The sequence below is a fragment of the Corynebacterium sp. ACRPS genome, assembly GCF_022346005.1.
Classification (GTDB): Bacteria; Actinomycetota; Actinomycetes; order Mycobacteriales; family Mycobacteriaceae; genus Corynebacterium.
The window spans coordinates 99924-123283 of record NZ_JAKRMY010000002.1 but is presented as its reverse complement, the minus strand read 5'-3'; the positions used below and the strand labels follow the sequence as shown (position 1 = coordinate 123283).

Here is a 23360-nt window from a genome sequence, read left to right as displayed (position 1 = left end):
TACTTTTTTGACGGCGGTGCGGAATTATTGAAAGCCGCGGGGAACCGGTAAGCTGGCATGGCTAAGCGGTGTACGGCACAGCATTAGTTACTCTCTGCATTTCCGCTGCATTGATACGATCCATGTGTAGCGCATTTTAAATGTAAGCCATAGTGTGAATTAATTCTCCGGAACTTTTGTGCCGGGGTGTGCGACCACTACACCGTGGGCATACCGCACTGTGTAGCGTGTGTGCTGTAGATCAACGTCTGTTCAGATAGTGGAGGAATTCCTTGGAGACCATCAAGGCCTATTTTGCGCTAACGAAGCCGAGGATTATTGAACTCCTCCTCGTGGCCGCAATTCCGGCGATGCTCCAAGCACAACGGGGCGTTGAGGCGGTTTCTGAAAATATCTGGCTCATCATTTCCACCATTTTCGGCGGATGGATGGGCGCTGCGGCCGCCCATACCTTTAATAACGTGGTCGATTATGAAATTGACCAGAAGATGCAACGCACCCGCGCGCGGCCGCTAGTGCGCGCCACGATTTCGAAGCGGAATGCGGCGATTTTCGCCTGGATCATGCTCGTGGTTTCGGTGCTTTGGCTGGGAATCCTGGCCAATTCTTGGTTGGCGGCGTTCTTCGTCATTCTGACGAACTTTTTCTACGTCTTCGTCTACACCAAGTTTTTGAAGATGCGCAATGCCCAAAACATCGTGTGGGGCGGTTTAGCGGGGTGCATGCCGGCCATGGTGGGCTGGGCAGTCATCCGCGATAACGCGCCAGCAGGCGAGCCCGACCGCTGGTGGCAGGCAATAGTCCTATTCCTTATTATCTTTTTCTGGACCCCGCCACACACTTGGGCCTTGGCCATGAAATACAAGGAAGATTACCGCAAGGCTGGGGTGCCGATGCTGCCGGTAGTGGCAACGGAACAAGAGGTAACCCGCCAGATTGTGTGGTATTCCGTCGGCACGGTCATCGTCACGCTGCTTATCGTTCCCGCGGCATCGTGGATTTACCTCATCGCCGCCGTAACTTCTGGCGCGGTCTTCTTATGGCTAGCCATCCGCCTGCACCAAGGCGTAAAGAAAGGCGCAAAGGTAAAACCCATGCGCCTGTTTATCTATTCAAATAACTACCTATCGGTACTCTTTATTGGCCTGTCCATCGATGCCGTCTTGGGCTGGGAGCCAATCGGCCGGATGCTTGGTTGGTCCGCCACCCTGTTTTAGATCCCAGTAGCATGCTGAAGCGCGAGCCTTCGTGGCTCGCGCTTCTTTCTGCATTAGTCCTGCTTTACCCGCAGAACAATAGAACCGGTGGTGCTGCGCGATTGTAGATCGCGGTGGGCCTGCTCTGCTTCCTTCAAGGGATAGGAGGCCGATACGTTGAACTTGAGGTCTCCGTCCATGACGGCCTGGACGACTGCTTGCGCGCGCATCTGGAATTCGCCCTCTTGCGCCGTCCACGCGCCGAGCGAAGGCCGGGTCAAGAAGATGGAGCCATGCTTATTGAGCAGCTGGGGATCGATGGGCTCAACCGGGCCAGAAGCGGCGCCAAAGAGTGCGACGGTGCCGCGCGGGCGAACGGCCTCGAGCGATTCGAAGAAGGTGGATTGCCCCACGCCGTCATAGACCACATCGACGCCGCGGCCGCCATTAAACCGGCGAACCTGCTCGCCCAGACAATCGTTGTAGCGGAAGACGTGGTCGGCGCCGCACTTGTACGAGATCTCTTCCTTTTCATCGGTGGAGACGACCGTGTAGACCGTAGCGCCCAAAGAGGAAGCCATTTGGGTCAACAGCTGGCCCACGCCGCCCGCACCAGCGGTGATGAGACACGTGGCGCCTTCGCCAAGCTCATACACGCCGTGGGAAAGGAAGTGGGCGGTCATGCCCTGTAGCAGCATGGAGGCAGCGATCTCGGTGGGGAAATCATCCGGTACGGCGACAAGGCCATTCCGGGGGACGCAGACCTGCTCGGCATAGGAACCAAAGGCGTGGTGCCATGCCACCAAGGTGCCTTCCGCAATTTCCCCCTTGGGATCGTGGACAACGCGCCCCGTTCCCTCAAAGCCAGGGATAAAGGGCGTCTGGGCGTTATAGATACCCTCGCGGTAGTAGGTGTCGATATAGTTCACGCCCGCTACGGTGACATCGACTAAGACCTCGTCCTCAGCGGGCGTGGGCGCAGGAACCTCGGCGTAGCGCAGGACTTCCGGCCCGCCCGTTTCTGTGATCTGGATAGCATGCATAAGGCCATGCTATCCCACAAAGCCCAGAAGCTGCAGAAAAATGGTGCTGCCTAAATCCTAAACGGCGGCGCGTTCCTCATTTAATGATTGCTGGCGAACGGCGTATTTATCGTCGCCGGCGGGAGAGCCTGAGATGAGGTCCGGCGTGCCGCCGACGCGGTGGCGCCCGTGTGCCCAGAGCAGGGCGGTAAAGCCGGTGACCACGGCGGACATACCGATGTGGAAGGGGACCGTCCACCGCGGCACGCCCAGGTAGAACTGCAAGACGCCGACGGCCCACTGGATGAGGATGCAGACGATAAGGACCCACCCGGTCTTCTTGGTCTCCTGCGGGGTGCGGTGCTTGTACAGCAGGAAGACGGTGATGGCGGTAAAGATGAGGTAAACGTACATGCACATCGCGTGGGCGATGGCCATGGATTCGGTATCCACATCCAAGCGGCCGTCCATTCCCACGCCGGAGTCGCCGGAGTGGACGCCGGAACCGGTCACCATCGTCCCGGTGATCAGGACGATGGAGAGGGCGATGGTCGCGATGACGGCGAGGATGCGAATAGCTTGTGGGAACCGCGGCTGTGCGGTGCCATCATCGGGTTCTTTGATGCGGGCGTACAACATGCAGGCAAGCCACACCAGCACCATGGAGGGCAGGAAGTGAAGCGCCACGGACCACCAGCGCAGATCTAGGTGCACGGAGATGCCGCCGATGACGGCCTGCAGGACGATGCCGGCCACGTTAAGCCATGCATAGACCCTGAGCTCAGGGCGGCGGCAGGCCATATACATGGCGATGACTGCCGCGCCGGCGGCGGCGGAATCAACAAAGGTGAGCAGGCGGTTACCAAATTCAATGATCTGGTGGATTGCCGGGGCTGCGCCTTCGACCGGCACCAAGGAACCAGGCTGGCATTGGGGCCAGGTGGGGCAGCCAAGGCCGGAACCGGTGACGCGGACGATGGAACCAGATACGGTGATGCCGCCTTGGCAGAAGATCAGGATCAGCGCGATAAGTCGCTGTTGCTCCACGGTAGGGACGGCTTCTTTAAAAAAGCGTTTAGTTCTGGTCCAGTAATTCACAAGGTGCATCTTACTAGGGGGTGTGTAGCGAGCCGAAACCTTTGGCTCTATTTCGCGGGGAACTGGGTATAACTCACATTTAGCCGTCGAAGCGGAACCAACGAACGGCCGCATACGACGCCACTGCCAGCCACGCGGTCAAGGAAATGAGCTCGATGCCGGGGAAGGTGGAATTGGAGGCATCGGCAAGCGCGCCCGCTAGCGCCACCGTAGGAACGATATTGAGCAGGCCATTATCGCCCAAGCCCTGGGAATACAGGGCCCAGCCGACGATCGCCAGAAGGATAAACCAAATGAGGTTAGCCAGCGCGAGTACGGCCTCAGAGCTAAGGGTCCCGCCAAGCACCAAACCCATAGCGGTAAAGGCGGCGACGCCGAAAATGAGCGAGACGATCATGAGCAGAATGCCGGGCGCACTGATGCGCAGGCCCAAGGCAAAGGCCGTGGCACCGAGCACGAGAATCTGGAATACCACCATCGTCAACACGCCGATGATTTTGCCGCCGATAATCGCCCATGCCGGTACGCCGGAGGCGCCGGTGCGCTTTAAGGCCCCGTAGCGGCGGTCAAAGGCCAGGGAAATGGCTTGTCCGGTAAAGCCAGCCGATGTCGCCGCCACCGCAAGCACCATGGGAAAAACCTCGTGCAGACCATGGCCGGTGGTGGATTCCAAGTGTGCGGTCCCAATCAGGATGGCGAGCGGGATAATGATGCTGAGCAATTGTTGCTCGCCGTGGCGCAGCATGAGCTTGGCTTCCATGCCGCCTTGGGCAAGGATGATGGCGCCTGCACTCGCTCGTTTGGGTGCCGGGCGGAAGGTGCCGGGGGAAAACGTTGCGCTCATATTCGGGGCCTATTCCTTGAGAATTTAAAGTGGTGGTTGTAGGTACTGGTGATTCTAGGATGAAGACAGGACACAGGGCTTCATCAACTGCGCAAGTGCCTGCCTGTGAGATCGAGGAATACTTCCTCGAGGTTCCGGTGGTGGGATTCCAGGCTTCGCAAAAGCACGCCTTGCCGGGCGAGATCGGCGGCGAGGGCGGAAATCAGTTCCGGCGAACTGGGCTGGCTCACCCTGTAGTGCAGCGGCCGCGAGGCGGTCGTGGGGATCCCAATTCGCTGCAAGGCGTCCAAGTCAACTGCGGAGTTGGCGCTAAAACTAAAACCGGCGCCCTCGCCCTGGGAGGTAAGTTCTGCCGGGGTTCCCTGCGCCACGAGCGCGCCGTGATCCATGATGGCGATATGATCTGCCAGCGATTCAGCCTCATCCATCAGGTGGGTGGTTAATATAACGGTGGCCCCGTCGCGCTTGAGGGCGCGGATGAGATCCCATACGGCGAGCCGGGATTGGGCGTCCATGCCCGCGGTGGGTTCATCGAGGAAAACCAGCTCTGGCCTGCCGATGACCGCGAGTGCGAGCGATAGCCGCTGTTGTTGCCCGCCGGAAAGGCGCCGGTAGGACGTGCGCGCAACGCCTTGCAAGCCGAGGGTCTCGAGCAACCACTGCGGTGACAGTGGATTGGCGTTATAGCGAGCAGTCAATTCCAACATCTCTAGAACGCGGATGCCTGAGTAGGATCCGCCGCCTTGTAGCATGATCCCCACTTTTTCGCGCACCTTATCTGGTGCGGTGCTGGGGTTAAGGCCCAATACCTTAATGGAACCTGCGGTGGGGTGTATAAAGCCTTCAGACATTTCGATGGTGGTGGATTTGCCAGCACCATTGGGCCCCAGCAGGCAGAATATTTCGCCATGTGCAACGCTCAGGCTGAGCCCATTGACGGCTGCCGTGGGGCCAAATTTCTTTACCACACCATCCAAGGACAGGGCGGGGCTATCGGCTGGAATTACATTCACGGGTGCCTAGTTTAAGACACGGATTCCATTTCGGCGCATAGCAACCCACCACACTCCGGTCACTACGGCGAATGTGCAGGCAGCGGCGATATAAATGGAAAGCACCGTTCCCGCAGGTAGGCCTAAGCCACGCGGCAGGACGAAAAAGCTCATCGCACCGGTATAGGCAACGACGCTAAACCGGAAGATGTGCCGGTTCGCCCACGCCGCCAACGGCAAAACGGCCCACAGGATGTACCAGGGGTGGACCACCGGGAAGAAAATGACGAGTACCAGGGTAGAAATTCCCAAGCCGCCGACGGGGTGGATATATCCGCGCAGGGTGGCATACAGCATGCGGGCCATAAAAGCGACTGCGACCAAGACACCGAAACTGCGGGTGATGGTCAATATGGCGTCTGTATGGTCCCCAAGCCCTAAAAACATCCCGAGGAAACCCGCACCCACTCCCACAGCCGTAGATAGGGAAAGCCAAGAGCGAATCGTGGCGGCGCCGCCTTGCCCGGTAATCCACCCGAGGTTAATGCCTGTGATGAGACTGATGAGCGCAATGGTGGCTATGAGCACCGCAGTCTGCACGGCGATGGCCGTGAATAAGGCCTGCCAGCGCGGCACGCGTGTCTCCACATGTAGGTGGCGGGCATACGCCATGCCGATAAATCCGAGCCCAATAAAGCCGGTGACCTTGACCATTCCGGCGCTGGATAGGAAAATTCCCGAGGCTATCAGCGTTAAGTAGGCCCCTCTTTTATCCTGCCCCAGCTTATCGATGCCCCTTAATCCAAGCTCCATGCCCAGCAACGACAATCCAAGCATGATGGATTCATTATGAATACCGCCGACGAGGTGAAGGACGGTCAGCGGGTTCAAGATGCCGAGCCATAGTGCGGAGGCGGGGGAGACGCGGCATCGCTGAGCAAGCTGTGTGATGGCCCAGCCGGCCACGATGATTCCTACGATGGAAAGTAGGCGGTGGGCAATGACGCCTAAGACAATGGAATTTCCGGTGACGATGCTGACTATGGCCGCCAGCCCCAGGGCAACAGGTCCATACGGTGACGGTGAATTTGCCCAGATAAACGGCACGGAACGCGCGAGCTCGTTGCCAGCGCCCAAGAGCTGCACAGGGCCGGCGGAATAGGGATCCATCCCTTGGGCCACGATGGAGCCATTGGCCAAATAAGAATAGATGTCTTGGGTAAATAAGGGTGCGGTGAAAATGAGGGGGATAACCCACCCAGCCCACGTGATCCACAGCTGGCGTGGGGAGACCAGCCGGCGGGAGCGATCGCTGGCGGGCTCGCCGGGTCGCGCCTGGCGCAGCGGGGTGCCCACGAAGGGGGCGAGGAAAATCCAGGCCGTAACTAAAAGCCCCACGCCCACCATGACGAGCGCAGACGAGGTCTGGAGCATACGCGACATGAGGGAGCCAAAGGGCACATTGTCATAAGGATTGCCCACTACAGGCAGCGCGCCTGCTCCCAAAGCGCCAAAGGCAATGAGGAGGGATCCGACGGTTCCGGCCCACCGCAGGATGAAAAAGGTGCGCTTTTGGGAGACCGTGGTGTGCTGCAGTTCCTCTGGCGCCTGGGCGATGAAATCGTAGCGAGTATCCCCGGCTTGCGCGCCGGTGCCTTCGGCATGCAGCTGCGCGGAACGAGAACCTGCGGTGCCCAAGCGTGGCAATTCCGCCTTTACGCTCTCGAGCACTCCCCGTAGTTTCCCTTTCATGGCTTAAGACCTTACGCGAGGACCGTGGGGTGGGAAATTCACCCCCGCCGCCACGCCCGGTGACTGCAATGGTGGCATTCCGGAATGAATTAAGGAACACTAGTGTTGTCTAATGATGAAAGCGCAGTTATGGCGCTTGCGTAGCGACGGCAATTCCGGCGCGACGGAGCACGGTGGCTGCAGGCAACTGACCTAAGGAAGGGAGGTTTTAGGGCATGGGTAACTCACAGCGCGCGGCAGCGGCGCATGTGGCGGTGAAAGAATCGCGGTCCACGGATGGTGATACCCGCCGCCAGGTACTGCTGCTATTGCTTAAAGATGGCCCTGTAACCGCCTCTTACCTGGGTGAGCGCCTTGGTCTTTCGACCGCCGGGATCCGCCGGCATTTAGACATTCTGGTGGAAGAAGAACTAACGGAAGTTGTCGAGCGCCGTCCAGTTTCTCGTTCGCGGATGCACTCCGGAGCGGGTCGTGGGCGACCGGCAAAGCACTTCCGCCTGACGGATCGTGGGCGTGCGCAATTTGGCCACGCCTATGATGAATTAGCTTCTGAAGCGTTGACCGCGCTGCGCTCTGCGGGCGGTTCAGAGGCTGTAAAGAACTTCGCTAAGGCTCGGTTTGAGCGCATCATCGCCGATGTGCGTCCCTTCGTGGACGCGGAAGAATCGGTCGAGGAAGTAGCGCGCAAACTGGCTGAAACCCTGGATAAGCACGGGTACGCCGCAACCGTGGACCGCGCTGGCCAGGGAGTGCAAATCTGTCAACACCACTGCCCGGTTGCCCATGTGGCGGCGGAGCATCCCGAACTGTGCGAGGCAGAGCAGGAAGTCTTTTCCGCCCTCTTAGGCAAACACGTACAACCTTTGGCGTCTATCGCAGATGGCCACGGAATTTGTACCACGAATATCCCCTTGACACCTGTCAAAACTAATACTGAAAGGAGCGAGTCATGACCCAAGCACAATCGGCACCTGACAATAAGATGACCGATGATGAGATCATCGATTCCATTGGTGCGTATGAGTACGGCTGGCACGACTCGGACTCGGCCGGCGCTTCTGCCGCCCGTGGCCTGAACGAGGACGTTGTCCGCGATATTTCCGCAAAGAAGGGCGAGCCCGAGTGGATGCTGAACCAGCGTCTCAAGGCTCTGAATATCTTTGATAAGAAGCCTATTCCCTCTTGGGGCGCAGATCTCTCCGGCATCGACTTTGACCAGATCAAGTACTACGTCAAGTCCACCGAAGAGCAGGCGCAGACCTGGGACGACCTCCCGGATGATATTAAGGCCACCTACGATAAGCTGGGCATCCCTGAGGCGGAAAAGCAGCGCTTGGTTGCCGGCGTGGCCGCACAGTACGAGTCTGAGGTTGTCTACCACCAGATTCGCGAGGACCTGGAAAGCCAGGGCGTTATCTTCGTCGATACTGATACCGCGCTGCGCGATTACCCGGAGCTTTTTAAGGAACACTTCGGCACCGTTATTCCTGCCGGTGACAATAAGTTCTCCGCGCTCAACTCCGCAGTGTGGTCCGGTGGCTCCTTCATTTACGTGCCGAAAGGCGTGCACGTTGATATCCCGCTGCAGGCCTACTTCCGTATTAATACCGAGAACATGGGCCAGTTCGAGCGCACCCTCATCATCGTGGATGAGGATGCCTACGTTCACTACGTGGAAGGCTGCACTGCGCCCATCTACAAGTCTGACTCCCTGCACTCCGCGGTAGTTGAGATCATCGTGAAGAAGGGCGGCCGCTGCCGCTATACGACGATTCAGAACTGGTCCAGCAACGTCTACAACCTGGTGACCAAGCGTACCAAGGTGGAAGAAGGCGGCACCATGGAATGGGTCGATGGCAACATCGGCTCCAAGGTCACCATGAAGTACCCGGCCGTGTGGATGACCGGACCGCACGCTAAGGGCGAGGTACTTTCCGTCGCCTTCGCTGGCGAGGGACAGTTCCAGGACACCGGTGCGAAGATGACGCACATGGCGCCCTACACCTCCTCCAATATCGTCTCCAAGTCCGTTGCCCGCGCCGGCGGCCGCGCTGCTTACCGCGGCTTGGTGCAGGTCAACCAGAATGCGCACCACTCCACGTCCAACGTGGAATGCGATGCCTTGCTCGTGGACAATATCTCGCGTTCGGACACATACCCGTATAACGACATCCGCAACGAGTACGTCACGTTGGGCCACGAGGCAACCGTTTCACAGGTTTCTGAAGAGCAGCTGTTCTACCTCATGTCCCGCGGCATTGCGGAAGAAGAAGCAATGGCAATGATCGTGCGTGGCTTCGTTGAGCCGATTGCTAAGGAGCTGCCGATGGAGTACGCCCTCGAGCTCAACCGCCTCATCGAACTGCAAATGGAAGGATCGGTCGGCTAAAGAAATGGTCGCTTCGAACGAATTCAATCCGGATAAGATCACCAAGGGTGACGTCTTTACCTCTACCAACGTGGAGGATTTCCCGGTACCGCACGGCCGCGATGAGGTCTGGCGCTTTGTTTCCCTGCGCAAGCTGCGGGGCCTGCACAACGGGGAGTTTGCTCAAGCGGTTGCCCAGGACGTCAAGGTAAGCGAGCACCCAGGCGTTTCTGCGGAGACTGTAGACCGTGACGATGAGCGTCTTGGCCGCGTGGGCAAGCCTTCTGACCGCGTGGCCGCCCAGGCATGGACCTCCATGCCCGAGGGTCAAGTGGTAGCCATTGACCCTGAGGTGCAGGTGGAAGATCCCATCACCATTACCTATACGGGCAAGGGCGAGGACGTGACCTCTTTCGGTGCCACCTCCATCGAGGTCGGTCACCATGCAGAAGCCACCGTTGTGCTGAAGTACGTTGGTTCCGGCACCCACGCGGATAACGTGGAGTTCATCCTTGGCGATGGCGCACACCTGACCGTCATCGTGGACGTCGACTGGGAAAACGATGCTGTCCACTTGTCTAACCAGGTAGCACAGGTGGGGCGCGATGCCGTGCTGCGCCATAACTGCGCCATCTTCGGCGGCGAGGTCGTGCGCATTGTCCCGCGCGTGAACTTCACCGCTCCCGGCGGCGACGCTGAGTTGCTGGGCGTGTACTTCGCCGATTCTGGTCAGTACTTCGAAAACCGCATGCTCGTGGATCACTCGGTTCCGAATTGCCGCTCCAATGTCCTGTACAAAGGCGCATTGCAGGGTGAGAAGAAAAACGAGGCTCGTACCTGCTGGGTAGGAGACGTGCTTATCCGCTCCAACGCACAGGGCACCGATACCTATGAGACGAATAATAACCTCATCCTTACGGACGGTGCGCGCGCTGACGCTATCCCGAACCTGGAGATTGAGACCGGTGAAATCACCGGCGCCGGCCACGCCGCAACGGTTGGACGCTTTGACGATATTGAGCTGTTCTACCTGATGTCGCGCGGCATTCCGGAGGCAGAGGCTCGTCGCCTCATCATTCGTGGCTTCTTCAATGAGGTCATCCACCGCATCCCGGTGCAATCCCTGTCCGAGGAACTGGAAAACCGCATTTCCGAAGAACTGGAAAAGATCTCCGCTTAACGCACTTACAGAAGGAAACCCACACACTATGTCTACTCTGGAAATTAAGAATCTCCACGCCCAGGTTCTGCCGAACGAAGAAAACGGCGAGCCCAAGGAAATCCTCAAGGGCGTCAACCTCACCATTAACTCCGGCGAGATCCACGCCATCATGGGTCCTAACGGCTCCGGCAAGTCCACCTTGTCCTACACCATTGCTGGTCACCCGAAGTACGAGGTCACCGAGGGCGAGGTGCTTCTCGATGGCGAAAACCTCCTCGACATGCCCGTCGACGAGCGCGCTCGCGCCGGCCTATTTTTGGCCATGCAGTACCCAACCGAGGTGCCGGGCGTAAAGGTATCGCAGTTCATGCGCTCCGCCGTGACCTCCATCCGCGGCGAGGCCCCCAAGCTGCGCGAGTGGAATAAGGAACTTACTGAGGCTCGCGAGAACCTGAAGATTGATAAGTCCTTCATCTCCCGCTCCGTCAACGAGGGCTTTTCCGGTGGCGAGAAGAAGCGCCACGAGGTCATGCAGCTGGACATCCTAAAGCCCAAGTTCGCGGTCATGGATGAGACCGACTCCGGCTTGGACGTTGACGCGCTGCGCATCGTTTCTGATGGCATCAACCGCTACCAGGATGACACCAATGGCGGCATCTTGATGATTACCCACTACAAGCGCATCCTGAACTACGTGCAGCCGGATTTCGTGCACGTATTCGCTAACGGCCAGGTTGTGAAGACCGGCGGGGCCGAGCTGGCAGACCAGCTTGAGTCTGACGGCTACGACCAGTTCCTGCAGTAAAGACCAGCCCAGTGCTGGTTCATCCTCGATGAATCGAAGAAGTTTTATGTCTGGATTTGATGTAAACGCAATTAGGGAGCAGTTCCCAATCCTGCAGCGCACCGTGCGCGGCGATAAGCCGCTGGTGTACTTGGATTCGGGGGCTACCTCCCAGCGCCCGTTGCCGGTGTGGAAGGCAGAGGAGGAGTTCGTTCTCCATACCAACGCCCCCGTCCACCGCGGCTCTTACCAGTTGGCTGAAGAGGCGGATAACGCTTATGAGTCGGCCCGGCAGGCCATCGCGGCCTTCGTTGGTGCGGACCGCGATGAGATTGCCTTTACCAAAAACGCCACCGAGGCGCTCAATGAGGTTGCCTATACGCTTTCCGATGAGCGCGCGGGCGAGCTGTACGTAGGAGAAGGCGATACCGTCGTCATCACGGAGCTTGAGCACCACGCCAACCTCGTGCCTTGGCAACAGCTCTGTGAGCGCACCGGTGCCACCTTGAAGTGGTACTCGTTGACTGACGATGGCCGCATCGACTTGGATTCGCTCGAGCTTGATGAATCCGTCAAGGTTGTTGCGTTTACTCATCAGTCCAATGTGACTGGCGCTGTATCCGATGTCGAGGAAATGGTGCGCCGTGCCCGTGCGGTCGATGCCATGGTGGTGCTCGATGCCTGCCAGTCCGTCCCGCACATGCCGGTAGATTTCCATGCCTTGGATGTGGATTTCGCCGCATTCTCGGGCCACAAGATGTGTGGCCCGAATGGCGTGGGCGTGCTCTACGGCAAGGACGAATTGCTGCGCAAGCTTCCCCCGTTCCTCACGGGTGGCTCCATGATCGAGGTAGTGAAGATGGAAGGAACCACCTTCGCGGAACCGCCCACGCGATTTGAGGCGGGAACGCAGATGACCAGCCAGGTCGTCGGCCTCGGCGCCGCGGTGAAGTTCCTCGAGGAGGTGGGGATGGATAATATCCATGCCCACGAGCAAAAGCTCACCGCTTATGCCTTGGAACAGCTTCGTGAGATTCCGGGCCTGCGCATCATCGGCCCAGAAACGGCCGAGAACCGCGGCGCGGCCATCTCCTTTACCGTGGAGGGCGTGCACCCGCACGATCTGGGTCAGGTTCTGGATGACCAAGGCGTTTCCATTCGAGTAGGCCACCACTGCGCGTGGCCGCTGCACCGCGCCTGCGGTGCGCAATCGACCGCGCGCGCTAGCTTTTACCTGTACAACACGGAAGCCGAAGTAGATAAGCTGGTAGAAGCCATTAAGGCCGCCCGCGATTTCTTTGGAGTTGCCTAATGAATCTAGATTCGATGTACCAAGACGTGATCTTGGATCACTATAAAAATCCGCAACACGCGGGGTTGCGCGAGCCGTTCCAGGCAGAGGTTCACCACGTGAACCCCTCGTGCGGCGATGAGCTCACGTTGCGCGTCAACCTTTCCGCGGACGGCAAGACCGTTGAAGATGTGTCCTACGACGCCGAAGGTTGTTCCATCTCGCAGGCATCGACGTCCGTCATGGCGGAAGAGATCGTCGGCTTGCCCTTGGAGGAAGCCAATAAAAAGCTTGCCGAGTTTGAAAAGATGGTCACCTCCCGTGGCCAGGACGAGGGCGATGAGGACATCATCGGCGATGGTGTTGCCTTTGCAGGTGTTTCTCAATACCCGGCACGAGTTAAATGCGCGCTGCTAGGGTGGAAGGCTTTTCAGGCCGCCACCGCAGATGCGCTCAATGAAGTGGAGAAGTAAATGACCGATCCCGTAGATCCTTACCAGAACGAGAATTCGTCCTTCAGCGCAGGCGGTGAGCGGCCAGAGCAGACGGAAGAACAGCTGTCGAAGGCCTTTGACATCACCGAGTTCATGCGCGATGTCATCGACCCGGAGCTCGGCATCAACGTCGTTGACTTGGGCTTGGTCTATGACCTGTGGCTGGAAGAAAAGGACGGCAAAGAGCTTGCCATGATCAACATGACGTTGACCTCGCCGGCCTGCCCTTTGACCGACGTCATTGCGGAACAGGTTGAGGACATTGTTACCGGCAAGAAGCTTGCCGATGGCGTGCGTATCAACTGGGTCTGGATGCCACCGTGGGGCCCACACATGATTTCCGAAGAAGGCCGTGAGCAGCTCCAAGCTCTGGGCTTTGCGGTTTAATCACCACGGAATGTCTAAAAGGCGGCGGTAGTTTTACCGCCGCCTTTTTTGCGCGAATTAGTGCCTTGGCCTTTGGTTGCTAGACTGGCTTGTCGTGATTGTGACCAATGATTTTGAGGTACGCGTAGGCGCCCGCACGCTTCTCGATGCCCCCGGACAGCACCTCCGCGTCCAGCCCGGCGACCGCATCGGGCTAGTGGGCCGCAATGGTGCGGGAAAGACCACGACCATGCGCATCCTGGCAGGCGAGACCGAGCCTTATGGCGGTACTGTCTCTCGTTTGGGCCCGATTGGTTACCTTCCGCAGGATTCGCGCGAAGGCAATATCGAGCAAACCGCGCGCGAGCGCGTGCTTTCTGCCCGCGGGCTGGATGATATTAAGCGGCGGATGGCCAAGCAACAAGAGCTGATGGAAACGGCCACGGATGAGAAGTTCCGCGATAAGGCCATCCGTAAATACTCCCGGTTGGAAGAGCAATTCGACTCCTTGGGCGGCTATGAGGCTGATTCCGAGTGCGCCCAAATCTGCGATAACCTAGGCTTGCCTCAGCGCGTTTTGGATCAAAAACTCAAGACGCTATCGGGTGGCCAACGCCGCCGCGTGGAGCTGGCACAGATCCTTTTTGCAGCCAGCGAAGGCTCGGGTAAATCCCAGACCACGTTGCTCCTCGATGAGCCGACCAACCACCTAGATGCGGATTCCATCGTCTGGCTCCGCCAGTTCCTGTCCAAGCATGAGGGCGGACTGGTCATGATTTCCCACGACGTCGAGTTGCTCGAGGCCGTGTGTAATAAGGTCTGGTTCCTCGACGCGGTGCGCGGCGAGGCGGATGTCTACAACATGGGTTATAAGAAGTATCTCGATGCCCGTGCTACAGATGAGGCACGCCGGCGCCGCGAGCGCGCGAATGCCGAAAAGAAGGCCTCCGCGCTGCAAAAGCAGGCCGCCAAATTGGGTGCTAAGGCCACCAAGGCATCTGCGGCGAAGCAGATGCTGAACCGCGCCGAGCGCATGATGAATGACCTCGATGAGGTGCGCGTTGCGGATAAGGTAGCCAATATTAAATTCCCCGAGCCCGCCCCGTGCGGCAAGACGCCCATGAACGCCAAAGGCTTGACCAAGATGTACGGTTCGTTGGAGGTGTTCGCGGGTGTGGACCTGGCCATCGATAAGGGCTCCAGGGTCGTTGTCCTGGGGTATAACGGTGCCGGTAAGACGACCTTGCTCAAGCTCTTGGCGGGGGAGGAGCGCACCGATGGTGAGGGTGGCATCGTCAGTGGCCACGGATTGCGCATTGGCTACTTTGCGCAGGAGCACGACAGTATCCACCCGGATAAGAGCGTATGGGAAAACACCATTGAGGCCTGCCCCAATGCGGACCAGCAAGAGCTGCGCGGGCTGCTGGGAGCGTTTATGTTTTCCGGCGATAAACTGCAACAGCCTGCCGGAACTCTGTCTGGCGGTGAGAAAACCCGCCTGTCCCTGGCTACGTTGGTCTCCAGCCGCGCGAACGTGCTGCTTCTCGATGAGCCGACCAACAACCTCGACCCCATCTCTCGCGAGCAGGTGCTCGACGCGCTTAATACCTACACGGGCGCGGTGGTCTTGGTTACCCACGATCCGGGCGCGGTGAAGGCGCTCGACCCTGAGCGGGTGATCATCATGCCAGATGGCGATGAAGACCTGTGGTCCGATGAGTACATGGAAATCGTCGAGCTGGCTTAAGCCTGATGAAAACGCTGATCGAGAGGATGCCCGCCTGGCGGGATAAGTTTTGGGTCATTCCCGCGGTTGCAGTGGCGGTGGCCGTCGTGGCGGCCGAAGGCATGCTCGCACTCGATCGCAACTTCGACCTGGCGCTCTCTCGGCTCTATGACGGTAGCGCGGAAAGCGCCCAAGGCCTGCTCACCGCCGTGGCCACCGCCACGCTGTCCCTGGCCGGAACCCTGTTCTTTATCACCCTGACCGCGCTTTCCGGAGTGGTGACGGTGATGGGGCCGCGCCTATTGCACGAATTTTTGAAGGACCGCTCCATCCAGTCCACGCTGGGGATCTACCTGGCGACCTTTACCTATTCGCTGCTCTCTCTGCGTGCCGTGCGCGCCGGTGGTGAAGGCAAGCAAGAACACGTTCCCTCGCTGAATGTCGCAGTCGACATTGCCTTGGCGCTAATTTGCGTGGTCTTTTTGATTTATTTCATCGTCCACATCGCGCAGTCCATCAGCATGTCTCACGTGGTGCACGTGGTGGCCCAAGACGTGGAAGAGCACATGCGGCGCCTCATTGAGCGTGGCGAGGAAGAGAAGGTCTCCAAGGCACCAGGTTCGGATTTCTATGAATCCGCTGACGCAACCCGCAGCTCTCAAACGGGCTACCTGAAATTCGTGGACTACGAGTCCATTGCCCAAGCGGCGGCCGAAGAAGATTGCGCGGTTCACTTAGGTGTGGCCCCCGGCGATCTCGTGCTTGAAGGAGAGGTCATCGCCCACGGCGTGCCGCACATGCCGGAAAACATTGAAAAGCACATCGTGGTCACGCAGCACCGTGAGGATGCCTCCGCGCACGACCCGCGGTTTACGGCCCGGCACCTCGCGGAGATTGCCGCCCGCGCTTTAAGCACCGGCGTCAATGACCCTTATACGGTCATCGACATCATTGACCGCTTCACGCAAATCTTGGTGGTCATTGGGGACAAGCGCTTGCCGCAAGGGATCATGCATATCGATGGCGAGTTCCGCTTGGACTATCAAACCTTTAGCTACGAACAGATCATTGAGGCGATGTTCACCCAAATCCGCCGCGATGCGGCCGATAACGCCGAAATCTACCTCAGCCTGCTCAACAACCTAGCCAAGGCGGTCGCGCTGCTGCGCACCGTGGAGCGCCGCAATGTCCTAGATGAAGCAGCGGAGGCCATCTACTCCGATGCCGGCCGCCAGGTCGGCGGCGAGGTGGAATTGCGCCAGTTAGAAGATTCTTTTCAGCACTTCAAAGCAAACCTCGCCCGGTGGGAAGAATCCGAGAAGCCGGGCGAAGAGAATGAAGACTCCGAGTCCTAAGAGGAGCTTGGCGCGCTTGTCCTAGGCGCGCTTCCCCCTAGGCGTGGAGTACTCGACACCTAGTTGCGGAAACCGTGTACCGGTGCAGGGATGAAGCCGCCGCGGTTGATGAACTGCGAATTGCCCACCTGATTGACCGGGATGATCGGTGCATAGCCCAAAAGCCCACCGAAGCTGACCTCGTCGCCCACCTTGGCACCAGGTACCGGAATGACGCGCACGGCGGTGGTCTTATGGTTCATCACGCCGATTGCGGCTTCATCCGCAATCATGCCGGAAATCGTGGCCGCAGAGGTATCGCCGGGGAGTGCGATCATGTCAAAGCCTACCGAGCAGATGGCGGTCATGGCCTCCAACTTGTCCATGGAAATGGAGCCGGACTTTACGGCATCGATCATGCCCCTGTCCTCAGAGACGGGGATGAAAGAACCGGACAAGCCGCCCACGCGCGAGCATGCCATCATGCCGCCCTTCTTGACGGCATCGTTAAGCAGCGCCAATGCCGCCGTCGTGCCGTGCGTGCCCACCTGATCGAGGCCCATGTGCTCGAGGATGTGCGCCACGGAGTCGCCGAGTTCTGCCGTGGGGGCCAAGGAGAGGTCAATGATGCCGAAGGGAACGCCGAGGCGCTCGGAGGCCATATTGCCCACGAGCTGCCCGGCGCGGGTGATCTTGAAGGCTGCCTTCTTCACTTCCTCAGCCACCTGATCCAGGCTTGCGCCTTCCAAGGAGCCGAGGGCGCGGTCCACCACGCCGGGGCCGGAGACGCCAACGGAGACGACGCAGTCAGGCTCCTCGATGCCGTGGAAGGCACCGGCCATAAACGGGTTATCGCCCACGGAGTTGGCAAAGACGACGAGCTTGGCGCAGGCGATTGCGGAATCATCCTTGGTCAGCTCAGCGGCTTCCTTGATGACCTCGCCCATTTGCTTCGTCGCATCCATGTTGATGCCGGCGCGGGAGCTGGCGATATTGACCGAGGAGCACACTACGTCTGTCTCGGCCAAGGCTTCGGGGATGGAGGAAATGAGTTTTTGCTCTGCGCTCGTCGCGCCCTTTTCTACCAGCGCAGAGTAGCCGCCGACGAAGTTAACGCCCACCTCCTTCGCGGCCTTATCCAGCGCCTGCGCGGCATCGACGGGGTTGCCGTCCAAGCCTGCTACAACGAGGGAAATGGGGGTGACGGAGATGCGCTTGTTGACGATCGGGATGCCGAGCTCACCTTCGATGCCCTCGCATACCTCAACCAAGCGGCCTGCTTGCTGCGTTACGCGGTCATAGATGGCCTGGCAGGTTGCCTCCATGGTCGAGCGCGTACATCCCAGCAGGGAAATGCCCATCGTCACGGTACGGATATCGAGACGATAGTTTTCGATCATCTCGATGGTGTCCAAGATATTGGTGGTATTAAAACGCGTGCTCATGTTAAATCTCGTTCATGGCGGTAAAGAGGTCTTCGGACTGAATGCGGATGGATTGCTGCTTTTCCTCCGCAACCGGGCGCATCCGCTCCTTGATGGTCTGGATGGATACGGCATCCGCATCGAATTCGACGCGGAGGATCATGGTGAAGTAGTCACCCATCAAGGTCTGCGAGACGTCAACGACGTTGATGTCCAGTTCAGCAAGGGTCGTGGTCACTGCGGCAATGATTCCGGTGCTATCGGCACCGGTAACGGTCATAATGGCATACATAGTCAGTATTCTATCTGGTTCGGTGTGTAACGCTCGCACCGCGGTCGCGGCATGTTCTGGCACCGCTGAAAAGAACCGCTGCAGCATAAAAATCGCGCTGTTACCATTGGGCGCTATGGCTGATACTAAGAAAAAGGTTTTGTACATCGGTGGACACGGCAAGGTTGGCCTGCTGGCGGCTCCAAAATTAGCGGAAGCTGGCCACGAGGTTCACTCGCTTATCCGTAACCCAGAGCAAAAGGCCGATATCGAGCAGGCCAACGCTACGCCGGTTATTGCAGATATTACCGAGCAGTCCGTTGACCAATGGGCCGAACTATTCGCAGATTATGACGCAGTTGTATGGGGTGCCGGAAACGGCGGCCGTGGCGGCGCGGAACTGACGTGGGCCGTCGACCGCGACGGTGCTTTGGCCGCCATCGAGGCCCTAGAAAAGCTGGGCAAAGACGTTCCTCAGTTCGTCATGATTTCTTATGTCGGCTCCCAGGTTGCGACGACCGATCCAGCCGATGAAAAGTGGTACGCCTACGTGGAATCCAAGAAGGAAGTGGACAACCGCTTAGCCGATAGCTCTATCCCGCACATCATCCTGAAGCCCGCTGGCCTGACGGAGGAGCCTGCGCAGGGGCTGGAATTTGTTGAGGACAAGATGCTGCAAGAAGGTCAGACCTCGTCTCGTGACCTGGTGGCAGACGTCATCGTAGAGGTACTGGGCCGCGAGGAGCTTCCGGGCTCTCCAGTCGTATTCGTTGACGGCGACAAGCCAGTAAGCTCCATTAATTAATAGTCAGCCAGACTATCAATGAGTGTTTCGCGCCCAGCCGTCTTGCTCGACTGCGATCCAGGGATTGATGACTGTCTCGCCCTAATGTACTTAGCGGGGCTGCATCACGCGGGCGAGATCGAATTAGTGGGCGTGAGCACGACTGCTGGAAACGTCGCGGTCCAACAGACAGCCGCCAATGCACGGTGGATTTTGGACCTTTGTGGATTGCCGGAGGTTCCCGTCGCCTCAGGGCGGCCGGCTCCGCTCGAAGTAGAGCTGACCACGACACCTGAAACCCACGGTGAGTCCGGCTTGGGTTATCTTTCCGCGCCCGATCACGATTTCGCCGATATTCAGTGGCAGGAGTTGTGGTCGAGCGCCATTGCCCGCAACCCGGGGCTACACCTCATCGTCACCGGGCCGGTAACTAATTTGGCAGACTTCGAGCGGGAGCATGGCGATGCCGTTGCGCAGTGCGGCTCGATTACCATCATGGGCGGTGCCGTTAATTACCGCGGCAATACGACCCCGACCGCGGAGTGGAATTTCTGGGTAGATCCCCACGCGGCAGCACGTCATTTTTCAGCCTCAGCAGAATTGCACAGTACGCTGTGCTCGCTCGAGGTCACCGAGCAATTTCTTATCACCCCAGAGCGCTTGGCAGAAATTCAGGGGCTTCTTGGTACACACCCGATGACGGAAAAATTGCCGGAGATCCTGCGGTTTTACTTCGAGTTCCATCAAGTGCAAGAAGAAGGCTACCAAGCCCAGATCCATGACCTTCTGACCTGCATCATTGCGCTTAAGAAGGTGCCGTTTGAGGCTGTGGATACGACCATAGACGTGGAAGCGGATTCTGCGCTGATGCGCGGTACCAGCGTCGCGGACCTCCGCAACCATTGGGGCCGGCCAACTAATGCCTCTCTGGTGACCAGCGCGGATATTCCAGCTGCTCACCGCGAGTTCGACAGGGCGCTGCGCATCTTGGGCGCGCGTGTTGCTCTAGGCGAATAAATCTTTTACCCTAATCCGCAGCGCATACGCCACATTTTTCCTACGCTGAGGTGACATAGGCTGGGACTACAAGAGCAGTGTGCCCCAATCTCTTTTTCACATTGATGGATTAGGAATACCTCTATGCCTCAGCTTTCTCTTACCCCTGCCCGCCGGGGGATGGTCATCGCGGGCGCCGCGCTCGTCGTCGCCACGTGGATCTACTTGGTGCTTTTCCGCCCAACTGATTGGGAGTCCGTAGCGGGCTCCGCCGAAGCCTTGATCACCCTGGCCGGCTACCTCATCGGTGCGGCCTTGTTGCTCGCCGGCACCGTGCCGTCCCTGCCGGCTCGTACCATCGCCATTATTCCCATCGCGTTGGTTCTCAACATCGTGGTGGGCCAAATCATCGGTTCGAGCGGTATTCCACTGTATATCGACTCCGTGGGAACCATCCTGGTGGCGGCACTGGCAGGCCCCATTGCCGGGCTTGCTACCGGTACACTGTCTTCAGTGGTCTGGGGATTGCTCAACCCGATGGCACTCCCATTCGCCGCCGTTTCCGCGGCTACCGGCTTCCTTTCCGGCTGGGCCATCCAAAAGGGCGCTTTTAGCAAGATCTGGAAGGTCATCGTCAGCGGTGCCATCATCGGCATCATCTGCGGCATGCTCGCCGCACCCGTGGCCGCGTTCGTCTACGGCGGTACGGCTGGTGTCGGTACCGGCGCGCTCACGTCCCTCTTCCGCGAACTCGGCAACTCCTTGATTGCGTCCGTCACGATGCAATCACTTATCTCCGACCCACTGGATAAGGCAGTCGTCTTCCTCATCGTGTGGGCTGCCGTGAAATCCTTGCCTAAGCGCACCCGGGAATCCTTGCAGCCTCGCTAATGTATCGCCTTCACCCGTCGACGGTCCTCACCATTGCTGCGTGCGGTTGGCTACTTATCCTCGCTCTCAATAGCCCACTAGTCTCTGCAGTGGTAGCTGGCGCAATGCTTGCCTATGGCGTGTGGGCCACGAGATCCCTTGCGATCGTCTTGGCCTCTGCAGCGCTCTGTGTTCCGGTGGCCTTATCGATGTTGGTGATCCACGCCCCCTATGGCGATAACCAGCTGATTCCGCTTATTACAAGCGATGGCCTGCTCATCGCCGCCACACTAGCCCTGCGCTTTTTCGCGCTCATGGTGTGCTTCATCGTGGCGATGTCCGTGCTGCGGATATCCGATATTGCGAAATGGCTACAAGTCTCGCGCGCTGGGCACAAAATTGCCTATATCGTTGGTGCTTCACTGCAGTCTTTACCGCAAGGTGCGCAAGCCTGGCGGACCGTCCGCGATGCCAATCAGCTGGCAGGAATCAAGGTGACGTGGCGGAATACCATTTCCCGGGTGGTCATCCCAGTAATTTCGCGCCTCCTGATCCAAGGCACCGAGCGCGGCCACGCCCTTGCCGCCGTGGGCTTTGATGAAGAGGGAACTAGGACCCTTTTGCGGCCGGTACCGGATTCAGCAGTGTCCCGCGTGCTACGCTACATCGTTCCCATTGGAACCATAGGAGTCATGGTCTTTGTATGGATATAGACGATATTCAGCCGAGTAAGGGACGCATCATCCAAGTACTTGTTCCTTCGGATGCCATCGCCGAAAACGTGGCGCAAGAGCTGGGCGAAAAATTCTCATCATCCGCCATCATTGGTACTGACTCCTCCGCGCAGATCAGCTACCTGCGCGATACCTGCATCGAAGAAGTGGTCCTAGGATTAGAAAACCAGGGTGAGGACCCAGCCCGCATGCAGATACGCGGAGAGGAAATGCTCGCGGCGGTGGGCCTAAGCGATTACGCGGAGAAAAACCCCACCCAGCTTTCTGGCGGTCAGACGCGGAGGCTCGCTGCTGCGTGCGTTGCGATCCGCGAGCCCGAGGTGCTCATTATGTGCGAGCCGAGCGCGGGGCTTGACCCCACATCGTTGGCGATGATGGTGCAGCTATTGCATTCGCTGCGAAATACCTGCGTTCTTGCCGTGTCATCCATGCACTGGCCCGAATTGGGCGGGGAGGTCGTAGGAGAGATCCCACAACCTGCCCCAGTAAGCTTAGACGCGATTTCTTCTTATGGGTCCCGGGGATCTCTCGGTCCGCTTACTGCGCGCCGCGGACAAGAAAAGAAGCGGTGGTGGCAATCGGCGAAGCCTTCCGGCAATACCTTTAGCGTCGGACCGGTAACCATCCCCATTCGCGGCGGGGGCGTGACCTGGTTGCGCGGGGCAAACGGTACTGGAAAAACGTCGCTCCTGCGCGCCGCAGCCGGCCTCGACGGGGCACAGCGCCCAGCTGAGCCCCGGGGATTGGTCCTCCAATCTCCTTATGACCAGGTAATATATTCCACTTTGGGGGATTTTGTTCCCGATACCGCGTTACGGCAGCTGCTGGAACTTGATGCCGATGAGCACCCATTGGATCTGTCCGCTTCCCGGCTCAGGCTGGCTCAAACGGCACATGTGGTGGGGATGGGCCACGCAATCCTACTCATGGATGAGCCGGATAGCTTGCTGTCACTAACGGATCGAGCGCTGATGCATCAACTGATTCATAAGGCGCTGGACTCAGGAACGGCAATCGTCCTTACGTGCCATGATCCAGGGTTCGTTGCAGAGATCGCGCAGTATGTCAGCGTCCAGGAAGTAGAACTTTCCAATACCGGCGGCTTGGCAGAAGGTACCAACTAACCGAGTCTGCGTTCAGCTGGCGCCTTCGCCTCCGGCTCCGGCTAAAGATAAGAGAGACGAAGGCTGGTGCGTGGTTAGCGCTGTGGAGACCTAGAACTCCGAATGGATTGCTCCACCAGATCGAGGACACGCTCCAGGCCATCCGTATCCCCTAAGGCGAGCCTATTAATAAACCCATCCATGAAGGTTTCCAAATAGCTCACCAGGGTATCTATATCGACATCGTCTCGCAGGCGGCCTTGTTCCGCGTTGGAAGCGAGGCGGGCGCGGATAGCCTCGTCACGAATGGACTGGTGTTCTTTCCACCGAGCAGCAAACGATGGGTCCGTGCGCAAGAGGGAAGTGATCTCCAGACGCGTGGCAAGCCAATCGTGGCGTTCTGGGTGACGCAACATCTCCCGCATAACCTCGACGAGGCCGTTATTGGCCACCACTTCTGCCTGGCGTGCGGCATCTTCGCGGGCTAAAGAGAGGAATAAGGACTCCTTGTCCCCAAAGTGGTGGAATATGGCGCCGCGTGATTTCCCGGTGGCTTGTTCTAAGAGGCGGACAGTCGCGCCCTCATAGCCATGTTCGGCAAAGCACCGGCGAGCCCCGACGAGAATTTCGTGCCTGCGCCGATTTAACTCAGATTCACTCACGATTGGCATGGTGAGGTCGTCTCCTTTTAGGAATGATTAATGCTTCAAGTTAAGTATGTTCTGAAACGAACATAGAACGACAATGAA

General features: G+C 58.6%; 23 protein-coding genes. 15 read left to right on the top strand and 8 right to left on the bottom strand.

What is annotated here, in order from left to right:
* Positions 1–272: 272 nt before the first annotated feature.
* Positions 273–1217, top strand: a complete 945-nt coding sequence (locus tag MHX65_RS01805; protein ID WP_239268188.1) for a heme o synthase — start codon at positions 273–275, stop codon at positions 1215–1217.
* Between the two features lie 53 nt (positions 1218–1270).
* On the opposite strand, the gene MHX65_RS01800 is transcribed toward MHX65_RS01805, so the two are convergent.
* From MHX65_RS01800 to mptB, 5 genes are all read right to left on the bottom strand, one after another.
* Positions 1271–2239 carry a quinone oxidoreductase family protein gene (locus tag MHX65_RS01800; RefSeq protein ID WP_239268186.1) on the bottom strand — a complete coding sequence of 323 codons (969 nt, stop codon included), beginning with the start codon at positions 2237–2239 and terminating at the stop codon, positions 1271–1273.
* A 57-nt stretch (positions 2240–2296) separates the two neighbouring features.
* The gene (locus MHX65_RS01795; RefSeq protein ID WP_239268184.1) at positions 2297–3325 is read right to left on the bottom strand and encodes a COX15/CtaA family protein; all 1029 of its coding nucleotides are present in this window, start codon (positions 3323–3325) and stop codon (positions 2297–2299) included.
* Positions 3326–3395: 70 nt separating this feature from the next.
* Complete coding sequence (locus tag MHX65_RS01790; protein ID WP_239268182.1) at positions 3396–4160, bottom strand: ABC transporter permease; 765 nt, start codon at positions 4158–4160, stop codon at positions 3396–3398.
* 83 nt (positions 4161–4243) lie between these two features.
* A complete protein-coding gene (locus MHX65_RS01785) occupies positions 4244–5173 on the bottom strand; it encodes an ABC transporter ATP-binding protein (RefSeq protein ID WP_239268180.1) in 930 nt (309 codons plus the stop codon).
* Positions 5174–5179: 6 nt separating this feature from the next.
* Entirely contained in the window at positions 5180–6904 is a 1725-nt protein-coding gene (gene mptB / locus MHX65_RS01780) for a polyprenol phosphomannose-dependent alpha 1,6 mannosyltransferase MptB (protein ID WP_239268178.1), read from the bottom strand.
* A 215-nt stretch (positions 6905–7119) separates the two neighbouring features.
* On the opposite strand from mptB, the gene MHX65_RS01775 reads away from it, so the two are divergent.
* The 9 genes from MHX65_RS01775 (at position 7120) to MHX65_RS01735 (ending at position 16450) form a co-directional block, all read left to right on the top strand.
* Positions 7120–7857, top strand: coding sequence for a helix-turn-helix transcriptional regulator (locus MHX65_RS01775; RefSeq protein WP_239268176.1), 738 nt, complete (start codon positions 7120–7122; stop codon positions 7855–7857).
* A complete protein-coding gene (gene sufB / locus MHX65_RS01770) occupies positions 7854–9293 on the top strand; it encodes a Fe-S cluster assembly protein SufB (RefSeq protein ID WP_005283048.1) in 1440 nt (479 codons plus the stop codon). Before MHX65_RS01775 ends, sufB begins: the two co-directional genes overlap by 4 nt.
* 4 nt (positions 9294–9297) lie before the next feature.
* On the top strand, positions 9298–10452 hold the full coding sequence (gene sufD / locus MHX65_RS01765; protein WP_239268174.1) for a Fe-S cluster assembly protein SufD: 1155 nt from the start codon (positions 9298–9300) through the stop codon (positions 10450–10452).
* Between the two features lie 28 nt (positions 10453–10480).
* Entirely contained in the window at positions 10481–11239 is a 759-nt protein-coding gene (gene sufC / locus MHX65_RS01760) for a Fe-S cluster assembly ATPase SufC (RefSeq protein ID WP_005279139.1), read from the top strand.
* 46 nt (positions 11240–11285) lie between these two features.
* A complete protein-coding gene (locus tag MHX65_RS01755) occupies positions 11286–12530 on the top strand; it encodes a cysteine desulfurase (protein ID WP_239268172.1) in 1245 nt (414 codons plus the stop codon).
* Positions 12530–12982 (top strand): Fe-S cluster assembly sulfur transfer protein SufU, encoded by a 453-nt coding sequence (sufU, locus tag MHX65_RS01750; RefSeq protein ID WP_005279143.1) that lies wholly within the window; start codon positions 12530–12532, stop codon positions 12980–12982. The genes MHX65_RS01755 and sufU overlap by 1 nt, the downstream gene beginning before the upstream one ends.
* Complete coding sequence (locus MHX65_RS01745) at positions 12983–13390, top strand: metal-sulfur cluster assembly factor (RefSeq protein ID WP_239268170.1); 408 nt, start codon at positions 12983–12985, stop codon at positions 13388–13390.
* 94 nt (positions 13391–13484) lie between these two features.
* A complete protein-coding gene (locus MHX65_RS01740; protein WP_239268168.1) occupies positions 13485–15116 on the top strand; it encodes an ABC-F family ATP-binding cassette domain-containing protein in 1632 nt (543 codons plus the stop codon).
* A 5-nt stretch (positions 15117–15121) separates the two neighbouring features.
* Complete coding sequence (locus tag MHX65_RS01735; protein ID WP_239268166.1) at positions 15122–16450, top strand: DUF2254 domain-containing protein; 1329 nt, start codon at positions 15122–15124, stop codon at positions 16448–16450.
* A 59-nt stretch (positions 16451–16509) separates the two neighbouring features.
* Here MHX65_RS01735 and MHX65_RS01730 read toward each other — a convergent pair whose 3' ends face one another.
* Positions 16510–17874 carry a PFL family protein gene (locus tag MHX65_RS01730; protein ID WP_239268164.1) on the bottom strand — a complete coding sequence of 455 codons (1365 nt, stop codon included), beginning with the start codon at positions 17872–17874 and terminating at the stop codon, positions 16510–16512.
* A 1-nt stretch (position 17875) separates the two neighbouring features.
* Positions 17876–18145 (bottom strand): ACT domain-containing protein, encoded by a 270-nt coding sequence (locus MHX65_RS01725; protein ID WP_239268162.1) that lies wholly within the window; start codon positions 18143–18145, stop codon positions 17876–17878.
* 115 nt (positions 18146–18260) lie between these two features.
* Between MHX65_RS01725 and MHX65_RS01720 the strand changes: the two genes are divergently transcribed.
* From MHX65_RS01720 to MHX65_RS01700, 5 genes are all read left to right on the top strand, one after another.
* A complete protein-coding gene (locus MHX65_RS01720) occupies positions 18261–18929 on the top strand; it encodes an NAD(P)H-binding protein (RefSeq protein ID WP_239268160.1) in 669 nt (222 codons plus the stop codon).
* A gap of 18 nt (positions 18930–18947) precedes the next feature.
* Positions 18948–19925, top strand: coding sequence for a nucleoside hydrolase (locus tag MHX65_RS01715; protein ID WP_239268158.1), 978 nt, complete (start codon positions 18948–18950; stop codon positions 19923–19925).
* 123 nt (positions 19926–20048) lie between these two features.
* Entirely contained in the window at positions 20049–20795 is a 747-nt protein-coding gene (locus MHX65_RS01710) for an ECF transporter S component (RefSeq protein ID WP_126319066.1), read from the top strand.
* The gene (locus MHX65_RS01705) at positions 20795–21487 is read left to right on the top strand and encodes an energy-coupling factor transporter transmembrane component T family protein (RefSeq protein ID WP_239268156.1); all 693 of its coding nucleotides are present in this window, start codon (positions 20795–20797) and stop codon (positions 21485–21487) included. Before MHX65_RS01710 ends, MHX65_RS01705 begins: the two co-directional genes overlap by 1 nt.
* Positions 21478–22632: an ATP-binding cassette domain-containing protein gene (locus tag MHX65_RS01700; RefSeq protein WP_239268154.1), complete on the top strand. Its 1155-nt coding sequence runs from the start codon at positions 21478–21480 to the stop codon at positions 22630–22632. The genes MHX65_RS01705 and MHX65_RS01700 overlap by 10 nt, the downstream gene beginning before the upstream one ends.
* Before the next feature lie 74 nt (positions 22633–22706).
* Here the strand turns inward: MHX65_RS01700 and MHX65_RS01695 are convergent, their stop codons facing one another.
* On the bottom strand, positions 22707–23282 hold the full coding sequence (locus MHX65_RS01695) for a TetR/AcrR family transcriptional regulator (RefSeq protein ID WP_239268152.1): 576 nt from the start codon (positions 23280–23282) through the stop codon (positions 22707–22709).
* Positions 23283–23360 lie beyond the last annotated feature (78 nt).